Source organism: Dyadobacter linearis, assembly GCF_907165045.1.
GTDB lineage: Bacteria > Bacteroidota > Bacteroidia > Cytophagales > Spirosomataceae > Dyadobacter > Dyadobacter linearis.
The window spans coordinates 178,814-196,755 of record NZ_CAJRAU010000003.1 but is presented as its reverse complement, the minus strand read 5'-3'; the positions used below and the strand labels follow the sequence as shown (position 1 = coordinate 196,755).

At 46.8% G+C, this 17,942-nt stretch carries 11 protein-coding genes; 7 read left to right on the top strand and 4 right to left on the bottom strand.

Features of this window, described 5'->3' with window-relative positions:
* Window positions 1-52: 52 nt before the first annotated feature.
* From KOD92_RS11295 to KOD92_RS11280, 4 genes are all read left to right on the top strand, one after another.
* Complete coding sequence (locus tag KOD92_RS11295; protein WP_215233681.1) at window positions 53-3,169, top strand: SusC/RagA family TonB-linked outer membrane protein; 3,117 nt, start codon at window positions 53-55, stop codon at window positions 3,167-3,169.
* Window positions 3,170-3,173: 4 nt separating this feature from the next.
* Window positions 3,174-4,601, top strand: a complete 1,428-nt coding sequence (locus tag KOD92_RS11290) for a SusD/RagB family nutrient-binding outer membrane lipoprotein (protein WP_215233680.1) — start codon at window positions 3,174-3,176, stop codon at window positions 4,599-4,601.
* A 27-nt stretch (window positions 4,602-4,628) separates the two neighbouring features.
* A complete protein-coding gene (locus KOD92_RS11285; protein ID WP_215233679.1) occupies window positions 4,629-5,105 on the top strand; it encodes a hypothetical protein in 477 nt (158 codons plus the stop codon).
* 146 nt (window positions 5,106-5,251) lie between these two features.
* The gene (locus tag KOD92_RS11280) at window positions 5,252-6,400 is read left to right on the top strand and encodes a carboxypeptidase-like regulatory domain-containing protein (protein ID WP_215233678.1); all 1,149 of its coding nucleotides are present in this window, start codon (window positions 5,252-5,254) and stop codon (window positions 6,398-6,400) included.
* Here the strand turns inward: KOD92_RS11280 and KOD92_RS11275 are convergent, their stop codons facing one another.
* The gene (locus KOD92_RS11275) at window positions 6,401-7,948 is read right to left on the bottom strand and encodes an FG-GAP repeat domain-containing protein (RefSeq protein WP_215233677.1); all 1,548 of its coding nucleotides are present in this window, start codon (window positions 7,946-7,948) and stop codon (window positions 6,401-6,403) included.
* A gap of 213 nt (window positions 7,949-8,161) precedes the next feature.
* Between KOD92_RS11275 and KOD92_RS11270 the strand changes: the two genes are divergently transcribed.
* The 3 genes from KOD92_RS11270 to KOD92_RS11260 all read left to right on the top strand — a co-directional run bounded on the left by KOD92_RS11270 (window position 8,162) and on the right by KOD92_RS11260 (window position 16,851).
* Entirely contained in the window at window positions 8,162-11,407 is a 3,246-nt protein-coding gene (locus tag KOD92_RS11270; RefSeq protein WP_215233676.1) for a SusC/RagA family TonB-linked outer membrane protein, read from the top strand.
* Window positions 11,408-11,464: 57 nt separating this feature from the next.
* Window positions 11,465-13,204, top strand: a complete 1,740-nt coding sequence (locus tag KOD92_RS11265) for a RagB/SusD family nutrient uptake outer membrane protein (protein ID WP_215233675.1) — start codon at window positions 11,465-11,467, stop codon at window positions 13,202-13,204.
* 95 nt (window positions 13,205-13,299) lie between these two features.
* Window positions 13,300-16,851, top strand: coding sequence for a VCBS repeat-containing protein (locus KOD92_RS11260; protein ID WP_215233674.1), 3,552 nt, complete (start codon window positions 13,300-13,302; stop codon window positions 16,849-16,851).
* Window positions 16,852-16,925: 74 nt separating this feature from the next.
* Here the strand turns inward: KOD92_RS11260 and KOD92_RS11255 are convergent, their stop codons facing one another.
* The 3 genes from KOD92_RS11255 to KOD92_RS11245 are packed head-to-tail and all read right to left on the bottom strand — an operon-like array spanning window position 16,926 to window position 17,820.
* The gene (locus KOD92_RS11255) at window positions 16,926-17,327 is read right to left on the bottom strand and encodes an Hsp20/alpha crystallin family protein (protein WP_215233673.1); all 402 of its coding nucleotides are present in this window, start codon (window positions 17,325-17,327) and stop codon (window positions 16,926-16,928) included.
* Between the two features lie 31 nt (window positions 17,328-17,358).
* Window positions 17,359-17,559 carry a hypothetical protein gene (locus KOD92_RS11250; protein WP_215233672.1) on the bottom strand — a complete coding sequence of 67 codons (201 nt, stop codon included), beginning with the start codon at window positions 17,557-17,559 and terminating at the stop codon, window positions 17,359-17,361.
* Window positions 17,560-17,562: 3 nt separating this feature from the next.
* Window positions 17,563-17,820, bottom strand: a complete 258-nt coding sequence (locus tag KOD92_RS11245; protein WP_215233671.1) for a hypothetical protein — start codon at window positions 17,818-17,820, stop codon at window positions 17,563-17,565.
* Window positions 17,821-17,942 lie beyond the last annotated feature (122 nt).

The following is a 17,942-nucleotide window of genomic DNA, read 5'->3' as shown; positions in this document are numbered from 1 at the left end:
AATTTTTAAAGAGAGAATATTAAATTACACGTATCTACATAACAAACCTATTATGATGAAAAAGTTACTTCACAATTCTTTGAGCGTCTTCCTGCTCTTCGTTTCGCTTTCCGTGCGAATGGTAAATGCGCAGAACGGAATGGTCACGGGCAGGGTAACCGATCAGGACGGCTCCGAGATTCCGGGAGTGAGCGTGAGTGTAAAAGGTACTTCGGTCGGTACTTCCACCAACGAAAAGGGCGAATATGGTATCTCCGTCGCGTCGGGAGGAACGCTCGTTTTTAGCTTTATCGGCTTCAAACGGACCGAGGTGAATGTGACCAGCCAGCCGGTTATCAATGTGACATTACAATCCGAAGCCTCTGTTTTGGATGAAGTCGTGGTGACCGCACTCGGGCAAACGCAGGAGAAACGGGCAATTGGTTATTCGGTGCAATCCATTAAATCGGACGAGATCAAAGAGTCGGGCAACCCGAATATGATCGGGGCATTGCAGGGAAAAGTGGCCGGGGCCGTGATCACAGGCTCGGGCGGCGCGCCGGGAGCGGGTGTCAATATCATTTTGCGCGGTATTACCTCACTGAGCGGAAGTGCTGATAACCAGCCGCTCTTCGTAATCGACGGGATTATTATCAGTAACGCCACCACAGCCGGTAATCCGCTGCCAAGTGCAGGCTCGGCTTCTCCGGGTGCTTCCGAGCAATTTGCAAATACCAACCGGGCGGCCGACATCAATCCCGACGATATTGAGAGTATTTCAGTATTAAAAGGTCCGGCCGCGACGGCACTTTATGGATTGCGCGCTTCAAACGGAGCTATTATTATCACTACAAAAAGGGCCAAAACGGGAAAAATGAATGTATCCGTCTCGCTTTCGGGCGGGGTAGATGTGCTGGGGAAGTCGCCTGATATTCAAGAGCGCTTTGTTCAGGGAAGGTTTGGTGAATTTATCTCGCCCACCGAAGTCAGGCAGCGGACTCCCTACCAGTCTTTCGGGCCTTCGATCATCGATAATTCTACGGATGAGATCATTGACAATTTCCGGGGATTTTATCAAACCGGCTTTCGTACTAATAATACAGTCACGATCTCAAAAGGAACTGAAAAAGGGAACATTTACTTTTCGGCTGGTAACAATTATCAGCAGGGCATTGTGCCGACTACTGATTTTTCGAGGACTTCGGGAAAGCTGGCAGGTATGTACAAGCTGACTAAGAACTTCTCGGTGTCAGGATCCTTTAATTACATTCGGTCGGGAGGGAAAAGGCCACCGGCGGGCGATAAGTCTATTTTTAGCGCATTGTCCTATTGGCCAAATACTTATGATGTAAATGATTATCTGAATCCTGACGGTTCCTATAAAAACCTGTTGCCCGGCTTTACTGATAATCCACGATACCTCGTCGAGAAAAGTCCGCGGGTAGATAAGGTCAACCGCTACATTGCGGATCTGACCTTAAACTACGACATAGCGCCCTGGCTGACAGCCAAGTACCAGCTTACTTACGATGCATTTAATGAGCGCCGGTTCCGGCAGGTCGACAGCACTTTCGACGTAGGTACAGCTGTGAAGGGTTTTTTGATCAAAGAATATATTAATTATCGCGAGATCAATTCAAACTTGTATGTTACTGCAACAAAGGCCTTTAGCGAAAGCTGGACCGGCTCGCTGATGGTCGGTAACTCGGTGGTAGACAGCAAGCGGCCTGATAGCTATTATGAACGCGGCGAAGGCTGGCGGGCGCCGTTTACAGATGATATCAGCAGTTACAGAAACCAGCAAACGCGACCCTATTCACCACTGCAATACCGGATTGTCAGCTTTTTCGCAGACGCGAAGTTGAGTTATAAAGATGTGCTGTACCTGAATGCAACTGGCAGAAATGACATTGTTTCAACGCTGCCGGTCGCCAGCAACTCTTTCTTTTATCCTTCATTTAATGCAGGCTATATTTTTACCGAAAACCTCCCTAAAAACAATGTGCTTTCCTACGGGAAACTGCGTGCTTCCTGGGCGCAGGTCGGAAAAGGGACGGATCCTTATGTAATAGGAGCTTATTATGAAATCGCCGATAATTTTCCCTACGGAAATACGGTACCCGGCTTTATCCGCCGCTCTACAACAGCCGCAGATAATTTGAAACCCGAAAGGACCACTTCCATTGAGTTCGGCACTGAGCTTCGTTTTTTCAAAAACCGCCTGATGGTCGACGCAACTTATTTTACGATGGATAGTAAAGATCAGATCGTGCGGGCGCCTGTTTCCAATGTGTCCGGCTACTCTTTCTATTATACCAATATCGGGCTGATCCGGAATAAAGGCGTCGAGCTTTTGCTTTCGTTGAAACCGGTTCAGACGTCGGCTTTCAATTGGGATATCTCACTGAATTTCACCAAAATGTCGGGCAGGGTCGTGGAAATGCCTGATGAACTGGAAGAGATTTCCTATTTCGACAATGGTAGCCGGGGTGTATTGAAAGTGAGGGAAGGAAGCAAGGTCGGAGATCTGTGGGGGCTCGATTATATGCGAGCGCCCGATGGTCAGAAATTGATCCAGGCAAACGGATTTCCATTAACCAGCTTGATCACAACCCAATACGGAAATGCGTTGCCCGACTGGACAGCCGGTTTGACCAACTCTTTCAACTATAAAGGTATTGGCTTATCGTTCCTGATGGAATGGCGGAAAGGCGGGGATGTGGTCGATCTGGGAGAAAGGAATGCATTTCGTGCGGGCTCGATCAAGATCACCGAAAGGAGGTACGAGCAGGTGGTTTTCAAAGGCGTTGTAGAGCAGACATCGGAGGATGGCCCGACTACTTATGTGCCTAATACCAAGGCAGTGGTGCTCGACGATGCATTTTACAATCCTTCCACGGCGCGCTACATGGGAAATGCGGCTGACTTTAATATCCAGGACGGTTCGTGGATCAGGCTGCGGACGGTAAGTCTGAATTATGCATTGCCGAAAAGTTTGCTGGCCAATTCTGTCTTCGCGGGCGGCGTCCGTTTTACTTTGACAGGTACAAACCTTTTCCTGAATACTCCTTTCCGCGGGTATGATCCTGAGGCACTTACGTTTGGTTCGGGTACCAACCTGATCGGTTTTGTGGGGCGGAATAACCCGGCCACGAAGAGTTTTCAATTTGGCGTCAATGTTAACTTCTGATTTTATGAAAAATATAAAAAGACTTCTGTCGGTCTGCATCCCGATGCTGCTGCTCGCGGGTTGCAATAACTTCCTCGATGTCAATGTGGATCCGACTTTAAAGGCGGACGCGACCATGCCGGAGCTGCTGCCGACGGCCCAGTTCTACACCGGTGAGGCGAGTTACCAGCAGGCTTACGTGGCTTGTCAATATGCACAGCAAATAGGGAATGCAATTGGCGAGAATGGGATTGATACCTACGCTGAAACGGACAATACGCTGGGCTGGTCGAATATGTACCTGTATGTGGTTCCGCAGCTGAATGCGATCATTTCAAAAGGGCAGGCCGAAAATGCGCCGGTTTATACCGGAATTGCGAAGGTTTTGATGGCGTACAATTTGGGTATTGCCACAGTGAACTGGGAAAATGTGCCGTATTCACAAGCTGACCAAAAGAACTTTTCTCCCGCCTACGACACCCAGGAGCAGATTTATGCGACTATTCAAAAGCTGCTGGACGAAGGAATTGCAGAGCTTGGCAAAAATACGGGAGTGCTGCCCACGACTGATGATCTGATCTATAATGGTGATGCCGGAAAATGGACCCGGTTGGCATATTCACTGAAAGCGCGTTACGCAATGCATTTGTCACTCAAAAACCCGCAACAGGCTGCGCAGGCCGCTATTACAGCTTTGGAAAAAGGAATGAAAGACAATTCGGACGATTTTCAGCTTCAATACAATTCCAAAAACCTGAACCCCTGGTACAGCCGGGTCGCGATACCGAATACGACGAGTAATTTGTCCGTCACCTTCACGAATACATTTGTTGATCTAATGAATGGAACCGCGCAGGGTATTACAGATCCAAGGTTGTCAAAAGTAATTTCTTTGAAAAATAACCAGACGGTATATTCCGGCGTGATTCCCGGGTCTGGCAGCGGCTCTACTGTTGATCTGACGGCCAAAGCCTGGCATTCGAACGTTAACTCTCCTTTGGTGATGATGACCTATTCGGAGACTGCGGCTATCAAGGCGGAAGCCCTTTTCTTATTGAACGGAGGCACTGCCACTTCTGCGGGAACGTCAGCGGCAGGTTACGGCGCCTATCTGGAAATGATCTCTTCGAATATGAAAAAGGTGGGCGTTGCAGATGCGGACATCGCCAAATATCTAGCTTCTGCGCCGGTGAATGTAGGTGCCGCCAAGCTGACCGCAAAGCATATTATTATCGAAAAATTCAAATCCATGCTGCTGATCGGGGATATCTGGACGGACGTGAGGAAATATAATTACCTGGATTTTCCGATGCCATCGAATGTAAATCCCGATCTGGCCGGGAACCGTATTCAGCGAATGCGTTACCCCGATTCGGAGATCACGCGTAACTCTAAAACGGTTCAGGCGAATCAGAAAGATCCGGAAGTACCTATGTGGTGGATGTCCAAATAATCAATGTTTTATCAAAAATTGACTGTCATGACTAAAAATATAAAATTCATCTTGCTATCGTTTGCAAGTATATTCCTGCTCACCGGCTGTTACGAAGAGCCGGACTTATTTGACGATCTGCTGACCAGCAACGGGAAAGTAGCACAGATCGCGGTGCTCTGGCTGGGTGATACCAAGGTTTATTCTGCGGCGGGCGTCTTGCAGCCTGGGATTACGGTGGACTCTGCGACTACTGTGAATGTCAATATCGAATATACCTCTGAAATAGCGGTGAAAGAGTTCAGGATCTATTCTGCTCCGACTACAACCGGCGCGCAGACACTCGTGACGACGCTGCCGGCCGGTACTCAGAAGTACGACGCTGAATTACGTAATTATGTGATAACAGTGCCGGTAAAAGCGCCTTTGACCCGAAATGCAAGTGTGGTACTCTTTGCCGAAGTGATTGCCGAGAATAACCTGCCTTCTTCACAGCGGAACGTAACCTTGAAAACAAATCCTTAATATTTCGATTGCATGCCGCCTGCGCGTAACTGACTTGTCGGGTAAGCGCAGGCGGTTTTGTTGCTGTTCAAATTAGAAAGCAGTATGATTTGAAGCCGATCTTTGAGTGCTTCACTTTATATTTGACCAAAAGAATAAAACTATAAATGCGGCTGATCTTCTGTGTTGAATATTTGAATGTGTGGAAAAGGTTTGGTTTACCCTGCCTGTTACTGCTGCTGATCACATTTCATGCGACTGCGCAAACGGGTACAGTTACGCTGGTTGGGAAGGTTACAGATGAAAAAACGGGCAAGCCGCTGCCATTTGCCAACGTTTTTATCAATAATTCTTCCATAGGAACCAATGCCGACGAAAACGGAAACTACAAACTGGCTAATCTGACAATCGGTAATCTGGAAATGGCGGTTTCGTTTCTTGGCTATGAAACGATCAAGCAAACGCTGCGTTTTGAACAGCCGGGTACCAAAACGGTACTGTTCAAATTGAAGGAAGGAATGGAGCTGCAAGGGGTTACTATTTTCGCTAAAAAAGATAAAAAACGTGAGCGGTACCTCAAAATTGTGACACGTGAGCTCCTGGGTACCAACCAGTTCAGTAAGCAATGCAAGCTGATTAATCCGGAGGTATTGCGCATTTCAATGGACGATGACGGGCATTTGACGGCACAGACCAAGAGCCCGCTGATCATCGAAAACCATGCACTCGGTTACCGCATTCACCAGGACCTCGACGATTTCGACTATTTCGCTTCCACGCTTTATTACGGCGGCAGCACCAGATTTGAATTACTTGTGCCAAAAGATAATGCGCAGAAAAAGCTGTGGCGCGCCAATCAGAAAGCTGCTTACCAGGGTTCGCTGAAACATTTGATTGCGAGTATGGTTTCGGATAGCTTGCAGGAGCATGGCTTCAAGGTTTTCCAGGAGATCCCTGACTCGCTCCGCATTTTCAAGAATGTAAGAAGTCAGAATGGGTATAACACGATCAAGAATCATCTGCACACGCGCATTGAGCAAGTGAGAGGAATGCGGCTGGTACAACCCGGCGAGCTGGAAACGGAGCGGCTGATCGTGTCGGGTACCCGGCTTGAAATATTTAATATGCAGAAAAAAGGACGTTCGCCGTATTCGGATATGGGCTATTCTTACACGCAAATCAGCTTTCCGAGCGGGTATATGGTGGTGACGCCGCAGGGTTGGGTGGTCATGCCGATGGGCTATCAGATCTCGGGCGAGCTAGGTAAGGATCGATTTGCGAACCTGCTTCCAGCCGATTGGAAACGGGAAGATTAGCTACTTCGGTTTAATGATCGTATTATTTTGGAGGATCACAAAAGGCATTTTCACATTCCAGTCTGGCTGTACGCGCTCCTGGTTCAGGAAACCTCTGGAAAAATTTCCTAATGCAATATCCATATCCCCATCTCCGTCCCAGTCACCTGCGTCCATACAAATCCACCGGCCCATTTTGTCCGGCAACGCAATAAATGGCGTAAAGTTCAGTGGTTTTGACGGATCACTTTTAAAGTAAAGGAATTTCTCGTAAGGTTTATTTTTAAGATCGGCGAAGAATGCGATGGTGGCAATATCCACTTTTCCGTCTTGGTCGAAGTCGGCGGCAACAGCTTTGGTGCAACCGTTGATCGGGTAGAAAAATGTTTGTTTGAAAGTCAGATTCCCGGTATTGGTGTAGACATAAACTCCGTGGTAAGGTTTCAAAATCCTCGAATAATCGCTGTTATCGCCTGCTGTGTATAGAATATCTTCGTGTCCGTCGGCATTCATATCTATCAATTGAAAGCTGCTGGATCCGTAAACCGGCGGAAACCGAAGGATATTACGTTCTTCGAATCCGCCTTTTTTGTTATTTAAAAACACCCATATTCCCTCGTCGCCGTGAGCAAAGAGTGCCATAATATCCGGCCAGCCGTCACTGTTGAAGTCGCGTATAGTGGTATGCGTTGCGCCGGGTACTTCTTTGACGACCACTTTCTGAAACGTGTGATCAGGTAATTGTTTGAGTAAATACAATCCGCCCAGGTTATGGCCAAATGCACACACCAGATAATCGGTGAGGTTGTCTTTGTTAAAATCTATTGGTGTCGTTTCAATAGGGCGGATCAGTTCTCTGGATATTTGAACTATTCCGGCTTGCTTGTCTTTGCCTATCAGTGAAATCTGGCCCCTGGTTTCGTCGAGTGCTCGCATTCCGCCCATTGCTGTTACAATGTATTTTCCGCCCTTTTCGACTGAAAAACTGATGTTGACAGGCGGCGAAAGCAACTTTTCCAGGAAGGTCTTCTGCAATTTCTGATTATAACTATAAAGTGCTGGCTCAATGGCTGGGCCAACAAGTAATTCATTTACCGTAGTATCGAATTTAACGACCATCGTACTAGCTGTCACAGAATCTTCCGCTGGTTTTACCAATTCGAAAAGCTCGTTTTGTAGTGCATTCGGTGCTTTTTGTCCGGGTTTGGTAAGGGAATCGGGAGCCAGGGTTTCGTAATATTTCAGGAGCTTTTGCCAATCGGGCGAGGAAATGGTCGATTGCTGGCTGTGGAGGTACATATTTCCTTCCAAAACCTCGATGCCCAGCCGCTCCGCCATCGCCGGAAGAACATTTTCCCGCCAGGTAATTTTGTCAAGCAGCTCAGGTCCGGGTGTGAGATGACAATTTCCGCAATATTTAGTAGCAAGTTGCTGCCCCTCAGCCAGCAATGTTTCGTCTTTGCCAGGCCCGCAGGAAATAAGTGAAATCACCATTATCAGACAGCCCAAAGCGATTTTCAGATTAACAGCGGATCGGTAACATCTTGTATTCAGGGTAAAAAGCGTCATAACTTTTTATATCAATATCGTACAATGATTTTTGTGAAGATAGGAAAGAAAGAGCGTCTTGAACTGGTCCAAAATCGGCTGAACTAACACTATTTTATCCGTTTCTAATACTATTATATATCAAAATAAAAATATCAATGAAAATGGGTCAATAATTTGTCCGAATAATGATAGATTTGATTGCTTAATAAATTATTAACCTAAAAGGAAACTATGAAAAGAATCTACAAGAGCTCCGCATGGGGTGTCTTATTCTGCTTCATGCTAAGTTTTGCAACACTTGCAGTTGCACAAGATCGAAAAGTTACCGGTAAAGTCACAGATGTCGCAGGGGTTGGCATACCCGGCGCAACCGTAGTCGTCAAAGGTACACAGAGCGGCACCAACACAAATGCAGACGGTGAATTCTCGATGAACGTCGCCTCGTCAAATGCCACGCTGATCATCAGCTTCGTAGGGTACAAGACTATGGAAGTACAGGTTGGAAATCAGACAACACTGGACATTAAAATGAGTGACGACGTTTCAGCACTGGAAGAGGTGATCGTAACAGGTTACTCTGTTGACAGCCGTCGTGAAACAACAGGGGCGGTTTCAACCGTTAAATCGAAAGATTTGACCGCGTCGCCTTCGGGTAACGTGGAACAGCAGCTTCAGGGTCGTGTGGCCGGGGTTACCGTAATCACAAACGGACAGCCTGGTACGACCAGCCAGATCCGTGTGCGTGGTTTTGGTGCTTTCGGGGGTAATGAGCCTTTGTATGTAGTTGATGGAGTCCCGACAGGTTCCACAGATTTTCTTAACCCGGACGACATCGAGTCGACCACTGTGTTGAAAGACGCTGCTGCTGCCTCCATTTACGGAGCCCGTGCTGCGAACGGTGTAATTGTTTACACTACCAAAAAAGGAACCAAGAAAGCGAAAAAATTATCTGTCACTTACGATGGACTTTTTGGTATCACAACTCCTGGAAAAGGCCAGCCAATGCTTAACCCGCAGGAACAGGCTGACTGGACTTGGCAGGCGATCAGAAATGATGCATTTCAAGGTGATTCACTTCCGAAATTTAACAATGTAGCGAGCGGCCAGTACGGTTCGGGAGATACCCCGGTATTGCCAGACTATATTAACGTAGGCGGCGCGACCGGCGTACGTGGTACTTTGGACCTGGAAGCTGAAAGAAAGAAATACAACGTAAATCCAGCGGCAGGTACTATCTACCAGGTAGTTAAGGCAAATAAGCAAGGTACTGACTGGTACGATGCGATCACCCGCAACGCGCCGCTTCAACGTCACACGCTTGGTTTTTCAGGTGGTGGCGACAACAGCCGCGTTTATGCAGGTTTTAGTATTCAGGATCAAAAAGGTATCCTGGAAAATAACAGCTTCAAACGTTACGCTTTCCGTATCAACTCCGAATTCGATGTGTTGAAAAACTTACGGTTCGGTCAGAATGCACAGTTTACTTACTTGCAGGTACTTGGCTTGAACGGTGGAAGTGGCGGTAGAGGAGTTGCTTCGGAAGAAAATGACATTCTTTCTGCATTCCGTATGCCTTCCATTATTCCTGTTTACGACGAATTTGGCGGATATGCAGGTACTGCTGCAAAAGGTTTTAACAACCCGAGAAACCCGGTTGCGAGCCGTGACGGTCTGAAAGACAATAATGCATTCGCAGGAAATGGTTTCGGTAACTTCTATGCAGAACTGGATGTGATCCCGGGATTGACATTGAGGTCCAGCATTGGCGGACAATACAGCAATTACGCCAACCGCGGATTTAACAGGTTACAATACGAAAACTCTGAGAACAACTCCGCATTCGGCTACAACGAAGGATCCGGACACCGCTTTTCCTGGACTTTCACAAATACACTTAACTTCAAAAAGCAGCTTGGACTGCACAATGTAGAGGTTTTGTTAGGTCAGGAAGCGTTGAACAGCGGAGTTGGTAAAAATCAGAATTCATCTGGTTTGAATCCTTTTTCCACGGATATCAACTACATTAATATGAACAATGTAGGGTCGAGGATCGTAGGCAGCGATTTCTATAAAGGGGTTAATTTCTATTCCCTTTTTGCAAGAGCTAACTATACGTTCAACGATAAGTATATCCTGACAGGGGTTGTTCGCCGTGACGGATCTTCCAGATTTGGATCTAACAGCCGCTTTGGTGTATTCCCTGCATTTTCGGCAGCGTGGAGAGTATCTTCTGAGAACTTCATGAAAAGCGTTCCTTTCGTTACCGAGCTGAAAGTTAGGGGTGGATATGGTTTGATGGGTAACTCGAATAACGTGGATCCAAACAATCAGTACAGCCTTTACGGTGCGAGCCTTGGGCAATCTTCCTACGATTTGAATGGTACCAACTCCAGCGCGCTGGAAGGATATTACCGGACCCGTATCGGAAACAAGGATGCGAAATGGGAAACCAGTATCACCAAGAATATCGGTATCGACGCGACTTTGCTGAAAGGCAAGCTGGACATTATCCTCGATTTCTGGCAAAAAGATACCAAAGACCTGTTATTCCAGGTTCCGGTAACTGCCACTGCCGGGTATGATGCCGCTGTTCCTTCTGTGAATGTGGGTAAAATGTCTAACAAAGGTATTGACTTGCAGATCATTACACGTGGCCGCATTACAAATGACCTTGGTTACGAAGTGAATTTCACGGCTGGTATTCTTAAAAACAACATTGAATCCCTGGCTCCTGGAATTGACTATCTGACGGTTAACCCGGATTTCCGCGGCATTAAGCCGATCAGAAACCAGATCGGATATGCGATTTCTTCTTTCTACGGTTACAATGTGGTTGGTCTGTTCAAGGATAGAGCTGAGGTAGATGCTGCCGCAACTCAGGAAGGTGCAGCTCCGGGCCGTTTCCGTTATGAAGATATCAATGGCGACGGTGCGATCAATGCTGACGACCGTACTTATCTTGGCAGCCCGGTTCCTAAATTTACGGGCGGTATCAATCTGCGGTTTACATTCAAAGGTTTCGATCTTGAAACCTACATGTACACTTCGGTTGGTAACAAGATTTTCAACGTATCGAAATGGTTTACTGATTTCTATCCTTCATTTACAGGAGCGGCTGTTAGCTCACGTGTGAAAGATTCATGGTTGCCAGACCGTACCAATACTGAAACGCCGATCTTCGAAAGCACTTCTAATTTCAGTACCAACACCCAGTCGAACTCATTTTATGTAGAGGACGGTACTTTCTTCAGAATGCAGAACGTGACACTCGGCTATACGCTGCCAGGTAACCTCCTGAGCAAGATCCGCATGCAAAAAGTTAGGATTTTCGCTTCGACCAATAACCTGTTCACAGTGACCAAATATCAGGGACTTGATCCAGGTGTAGGCGGAAGTGCAGATACCAACTTCGGTATTGACCTTGGTAACTATCCGATTACAAGAAGCTATACAGTTGGAATCAATTTAGGCTTTTAAGAAACAGTGAAAGCAGATTCAGACCAGTTTAGACACATGAATAACATTTCTGAAAATATGGAAAAATTAAAATCAAAGGGAGGTATAGTTCTGTTGGCGCTAGTGATGCTGATTGGCTATTCCTGCAAAGAAAGCTTTTTGGAAATACCAGCTACCGGTCAGCTTGATGAGGGCCAGTTGTCTACCAAAAAGGGAATAGAAGGAGTGCTTGTTTCCGTGTACGGACAGTTGAACGGCCGTGCAAACAGGATGGCGAGCGCAAGTAACTGGGTGTGGGGAAGTATCCGCGGCGGCGACGCAAACAAAGGAACTGACCCAGGCGATTTCAGTGATATCAACCCGATCCAGCGTTTTGAATATCAGACGACGCAGGGTGTTATTGTTGACAAGTGGAAGGGTAACTATGAAGGTGTAGCCCGTGCAAACCTGGTTATGAAATTGTTGGGTATTGCGCAGGCCGACGTTACGGAGGAGGATAAGAAGAGAATTGGCGGCGAAGCAAGATTTTTGCGCGGCCACTATTACTTCGAACTCAAACGCGGTTTCAATAATACGCCTTATGTAGATGAAACGATGGATTATGGAACCGGAATTGAGAAGGTTTCAAATACATCTGAACTGTGGCCGATGATCGAAGCGGATATGAAATTTGCTTACGAGAACCTGCCTGAAACACAGACTGCTGCGGGAAGGATCAATAAATGGGGTGCTGCTGCATATCTCGCGAAAGTGTATATGTATCAGAAAAAATTTGCCGAGGCAAAAGCACTTTACGACCTGATCATGGCTAGTGGAAAAACGACCAACGGAAAGAAATATGCGCTGGTTCCTCGTTTTCAGGATGCATTTAAAGCTTCAAACGATAATAGTCCGGAGTCTGTTTTTGCGATCCAGGCTGCTGCGAATACGGGAAGTGTTAACAATGCGAACCCTGATTTCGACTTAAACTGGCCTTATAACACAGGCCCGAATGGTCCGGGAAACTGCTGCAGTTTCTTCTCTCCAAGTTTCGAGCTGGTTAACTCATTCCGTACCGATGCGAACGGGCTTCCATTGCTGGACGGTTCTTACAACGTGGGAGCGAATGAAGTGAAATCTGATATGGGTATCAAAAGCAATGCTACATTCGTGCCAGACGCTGGTCGCCTTGACCCACGTTTGGACCATTCAGTAGGTCGCCGCGGTATTCCTTACCTGGACTGGATCAAACACCCGGGTGCTGACTGGATTCGTAACCAGGCTAATGCCGGACCTTATTCGCCTAAAAAATATGCGTATTACAAAGCAGATGTAGGTTCCTTGCAAGACAACAGCTCATGGACACCAGGTTATACAGCGATCAACGTGAATATCATCCGTTTTGCTGATGTGCTGTTAATGGCGGCAGAAGCTGAGATCGAGGCTGGATCACTTGAAAAAGCGCGCGAGTATACCAATACCGTTCGTGAAAGAGCATCACTTCCTTCAAGCTTTGTGAAAATAGATACATTAAACGCTGCAAACTACGTGATCGGGCTTTACAAAACGCCTTGGGCTTCTAAGGACGAGGCGCGTAAGGCAGTGCGGTTTGAACGTAAGTTGGAGCTTTCAGGCGAAGGCCACCGCTTTTTCGACCTGGTTCGCTGGGGAACTGCTGCAACCGAAATCAATGCTTATCTTACTTATGAAGGTAAAAAGTTGAGCGGCGCGCTCGGCGGTGCGAAATTTACTCCTAACAAAAACGAGTATCTTCCATTGCCGCAGGAACAGATAGATTTGGTCGGGAAGGATGTTCTTATCCAGAATCCCGGCTACTAGCAGTAATTAGTTTATAAATTAAAGGAGATGGTATTCATTTGCCATCTCCTTTATTAATTTCGAGTAATCCCTTGCAACAATTTTTACCTCGCTTAATGTCCGTGAAACATTTCCTCCTGGCAATCCTCTTTTCATTCCTTCTGTTCGCTTGCAAAAAAGAGGTCAAAACGTTTACCCAGCTCGACCCTGATGAGACCGGCATTTCATTTGCTAACCGCATCGCCGAAAATGATACAATGAACATACTTGCTTTTGAGTATGTGTATAATGGCGGCGGCGTAGCTTTGGGAGATTTTAATAATGATAGCCTGACCGACGTATACTTCACCGGGAATACCGTTGAAAACCGCCTTTACCTCAATAAGGGGGATTTTAAATTTGAAGATATTACTAAACAGGCGGGCGTCGCACCGAAAAATAAATGGTCTACCGGAGTGGCACTGGTGGATATTAATAACGATAACCTGCTGGATATTTACGTTTGCGCCTCTGTGAGGGAAGTGGCTGGTGAGCGGGAAAATCTGCTTTATGTCAATCAGGGACTGGATAAAAACAAAGTGCCCGTTTTTAAAGAAATGGGAAAAGAATATGGCATTGCCGACACTACACACACCACCAATTCCGCTTTCTTCGATTATGATAATGACGGAGATCTTGACCTTTTCCTGCTGGTCAATGAAATGGACGATAATAACTTTCCCAACAAATACCACAAAAAGATCGTCGACGGCTCGTCGCGCCGGACGGACAGGTTGTATCGGAATGATTGGAATGCCGGTTTGAAACACCCTGTTTTTACAAATGTCTCCAAAGAAGCAGGTATCCTGATCGAAGGTTATGGACTCGGAGTTAATGTAACGGACGTGAATCAGGACGGCTGGAAGGATATTTATGTGACCAACGACTACTTGACCAACGATCTGCTATATATCAATAACGGCGACGGCACATTTACCGACAAAGCGGCCACTTACTTCAAACATACATCCCATTCTGCGATGGGAAACGATATTGCCGACATTAACAATGACGGGCTCGTGGATGTGATCGCGGTGGATATGATGCCTGCAACCAACAAGCGGAAGAAAATGATGACGCCCGCGAATAGCTACGTCACTTACCAGAATAACGAATTATTTGGTTACCAATATCAGGTAGCGCGGAATACGCTGCAACTGAATCAGGGAGCGGCGGGGACTAGCAAAGACCCGGTATTCAGTGAGATAGGTTTACTGAGCGGCATTGCCGAAACGGATTGGAGCTGGACGCCGATGGTGACGGATTTCGATAATGACGGTTTGCGGGATATGATTATTACCAATGGTTTTCCGCGCGACATTACTGACCTGGATTTCATCGCCTACCGGAATGAAGTTTCAAGTGTGATGGAGCCGATGATGATGCTGGACTATATTCCGGCGGTGAAAATGAAAAATTTTGCATTCAAGAATGAGGGTAACCTGGGTTTCAAGGACGTGACCGATGCCTGGGGGATTGAAACGCCGGGCTTTTCCAATGGGGCCGCTTATGCGGATCTGGACAATGACGGCGATCTGGATTATGTTGTAAATAATATCAATGATTCTGCGGCTGTTTTTCGAAACAATAGTATCCAGATCAAAGCGGGGGAAAGCAATTATTTGCGGGTAGGTTTCAAGGGTGACCGGTATAATCAAAAAGGTATTGGTGCGATCGTCGAGATCACTTATGCAAATGGGCAGAAGCAAATAGCCGAAAATTCGCCTTACCGCGGGTATTTATCTACTGTCGAGCCGGTTGTGCATTTGGGGTTAGGCAAATTTAAAACCGTCATCGAACTGAAAGTGACCTGGCCGGGCGGCAATACGCAGATTTTGAAGAATATCGCAGCCAATAGGGTTTTGGTATTAAATGAAAAAGATGCGAAAACACCCGCTGAAACAGGCGGGGCGCCAACTGGGAAAACGCTGTTTCAGGACATTACCAGCGTGCTGAATGTACCTTTTGTGCACGAGGAAAACGACGTGATCGATTTCAATGTACAAAAGCTGATCCCGCATAAGTTATCCCAATTCGGCCCGTCGCTCGCAGCGGGCGACGTGAATGGTGATGGACTGGACGATATTTTTATCGGTGGGGCCGTGCAACACAAAGGTCGTTTTCTGATCCAGCAGCCGGGCGGCAAGTTTAAAGTGACTGACCTGCTGCCAGGAATGGACGGATTATCGAAGGATACCGAGGATATGGGCGTGCTGCTTTTTGACGCGGACAACGACAAAGATCTGGATCTGTTTATTGTGAGCGGAAGTTATGAGCTCAACCGGGATTCGCCGGGCCTGCGGAGCACTTTATATATCAATGACGGAAAAGGGAAATTCAGGCTGGACACGCCGGCTTTGCCGCAGCTTTCGATAAATGGTTCGTGCGTAAAGGCGGTGGACTTCGATAAGGACGGTGATCTTGACCTGTTCATAGGCGGTCGGGTTGAATCGGGCATGTATCCAAAACCCGTTTCCAGCTATATTTTAAGGAATGATACGAAGAATAATGTTGTGAAATTTTCAGATGCGACCGCCGCAGTAGCTCCCGAACTGGTGAATATGGGCCTGGTATGTGACGCGCTCTGGACAGATTTTGACAATGACGGTTGGGTTGACTTACTGGTGGCGGGTGAATGGATGCCCCTGACTTTTCTCAAAAACGAAAAAGGTAAATTGAAGAAAGTGATTTCTGGACTGGAAAATAAGAAAGGCTGGTGGGGAAGTCTGGTCGCCGGCGACTTTGACAACGACGGAGATATGGATTATATCGCCGGAAACCTGGGGCTGAATTCACTGAGCCGGGCTTCTGAAACGCGACCGGTAAGTATGTTTGCCAAAGACTTTAACAATGACGGTTACTTTGATGCGATACCAACCGTTTTTTACAAAGCCGAAGACCAAACCTACAAGGAATTTCCATACAACACCCGTGACGATCTTGGCAAGCAGATCATCCAGGTTCGCCAGCGGTTTCAGGAATACAGCAAGTTTGCACAATCTTCACTTTCCGATATTTTAAAACCGGAAGAATTAAAGGACGCGCTGCACGTAACCGCTAACTGGATGAAAAGCAGCTACGTTGAAAATCAGGGAAATGGAAAGTTTATCATCCGCGAACTGCCGCTGAGAGCACAGTTTGCACCCATTTTCGGTATGGTAGCCGACGATTTTGACCAGGACGGTTATCTTGATCTGATGATTTCGGGTAACGATTATGGTTCCGAAGTGTCTGTCGGACGTTACGATGCGTTTTATGGATTGGTATTGATAGGAAAAGGGAATGGTCAATTTGAGCCTCTCAGCCACGCTCAGAGCGGATATTTAACGAAAGGTAATGCAAAGGCACTGGTACGTTTGAATGCCGGAAACGGAAGACAGATCACCGCCACGTCGCAGAACCGCGATTCGATCCGTTTCCATCAGAATATGCTGACTTCCCGGATCGTACCGATTTCTGCATCCGAAATTTCCGCTATTTTGAAACTTAAAAATGGAAAAACCCGGAAAGAAGAGCTGAATTTTGGTTCCTCGTTTTTGTCGCAATCGGCCCACTCGCTTGCATTGCCGCCTTATGTGAAAGAAGCGGTTATCGTGGATTCAAAAGGAGCGCAGCGGGTAGTGAGGTAATATTATCTCAAAGGATATTTGATTGGCATCACATTAAAAAGCCTCTTTGCGAAATGCATTGAGGCTCTTTATAATTAACCCACTCGGATTTCTTTCTCAGGCTTTTCAGAACCCGGAATAATCGGGAGCGTAAGTTGCAGGATCCCGCCCAAATATTCTGCACGAATATTTTCTGAGTCTACGGTTTCGTCGATCAGGAATGTTCGCTCAAAGGAAGCTTTCCCAAATTCGTGGCGGATCCAGTTGCGCTTTTCGCTGGCATTTTCTTTCAGCTGATACGCAATACTTAGTTCGTGTCCTTTGATATTGATCTTGAAATCCTCCTTTTCCCGGTCGGGCGCAAAAACGTGCAGTTCGTAGCTGCCTTCATTTTTAACAATATTCACAGGAACGCGATACCCGCGATTCTCACCTGTAAACCGGCTGTACTGATCGTGGCGCATTCCAAAGCCGCGATTTCCATGTCTGTTACACATATTTTGGTTTGTTTTAAAGTGTCTGATTTATTTAAAATTGGCGCTCAGGCTCCGGTAGCGGCGCTTCCTGTTTTTGATCCTGATTTCTATTTCCCCAATGCCCGTCACAGCGACCGGCATTGAAACGCCCGAATGCGCGGTGGTGAAAACGGTCGCCCAATGCAAAATGCAGGCTGCCCGCCGTGAGCAATGCGACGCTGGCGCCGAGTAATATTCTGCTTCGTCTGTTCATGGTTTAGATTTGTTTTGGTTGTTGATTAAAATGATCGCTCAGCGTTTCCTTGTCGGGATACGGACTGTAACTCTCCTGAAATTGCCGGGGATACTCATACCTGCGCCATTGTCCAAAATGACGTCTCCGACCGGCCAGACGGAATATCAACCCGATAAACAGAAAGAGAAAGAGTGCTTTAATAAGCAGAAACGGGATCGCGAAAAGTAGGAAACCTGCGAGGATACCTGATAAAATGACTTTTAAAACGGATACGAACATGGCCAGCTAATTTTAGTTGAAACTTGAATTGATATACAAATTGGTGTATACAGTCGCTGACGTGGGGATCTGGTTTTTACTTTAAAACTTTTGAAATAAAAAACCCGGCTGTCGGGCCGGGC

Excerpts from the sequence above, each read along its gene's own strand:
- KOD92_RS11295 (WP_215233681.1), top strand. The coding sequence starts at position 53 with ATGATGAAAAAGTTACTTCACAATTCTTTGAGCGTCTTCCTGCTCTTC.
- KOD92_RS11290 (WP_215233680.1), top strand. The coding sequence starts at position 3,174 with ATGAAAAATATAAAAAGACTTCTGTCGGTCTGCATCCCGATGCTGCTG.
- KOD92_RS11285 (WP_215233679.1), top strand. The coding sequence starts at position 4,629 with ATGACTAAAAATATAAAATTCATCTTGCTATCGTTTGCAAGTATATTC.
- KOD92_RS11280 (WP_215233678.1), top strand. The coding sequence starts at position 5,252 with ATGCGGCTGATCTTCTGTGTTGAATATTTGAATGTGTGGAAAAGGTTT.
- KOD92_RS11275 (WP_215233677.1), bottom strand. The coding sequence starts at position 7,948 with ATGACGCTTTTTACCCTGAATACAAGATGTTACCGATCCGCTGTTAAT.
- KOD92_RS11270 (WP_215233676.1), top strand. The coding sequence starts at position 8,162 with ATGAAAAGAATCTACAAGAGCTCCGCATGGGGTGTCTTATTCTGCTTC.
- KOD92_RS11265 (WP_215233675.1), top strand. The coding sequence starts at position 11,465 with ATGGAAAAATTAAAATCAAAGGGAGGTATAGTTCTGTTGGCGCTAGTG.
- KOD92_RS11260 (WP_215233674.1), top strand. The coding sequence starts at position 13,300 with ATGTCCGTGAAACATTTCCTCCTGGCAATCCTCTTTTCATTCCTTCTG.
- KOD92_RS11255 (WP_215233673.1), bottom strand. The coding sequence starts at position 17,327 with ATGTGTAACAGACATGGAAATCGCGGCTTTGGAATGCGCCACGATCAG.
- KOD92_RS11250 (WP_215233672.1), bottom strand. The coding sequence starts at position 17,559 with ATGAACAGACGAAGCAGAATATTACTCGGCGCCAGCGTCGCATTGCTC.
- KOD92_RS11245 (WP_215233671.1), bottom strand. The coding sequence starts at position 17,820 with ATGTTCGTATCCGTTTTAAAAGTCATTTTATCAGGTATCCTCGCAGGT.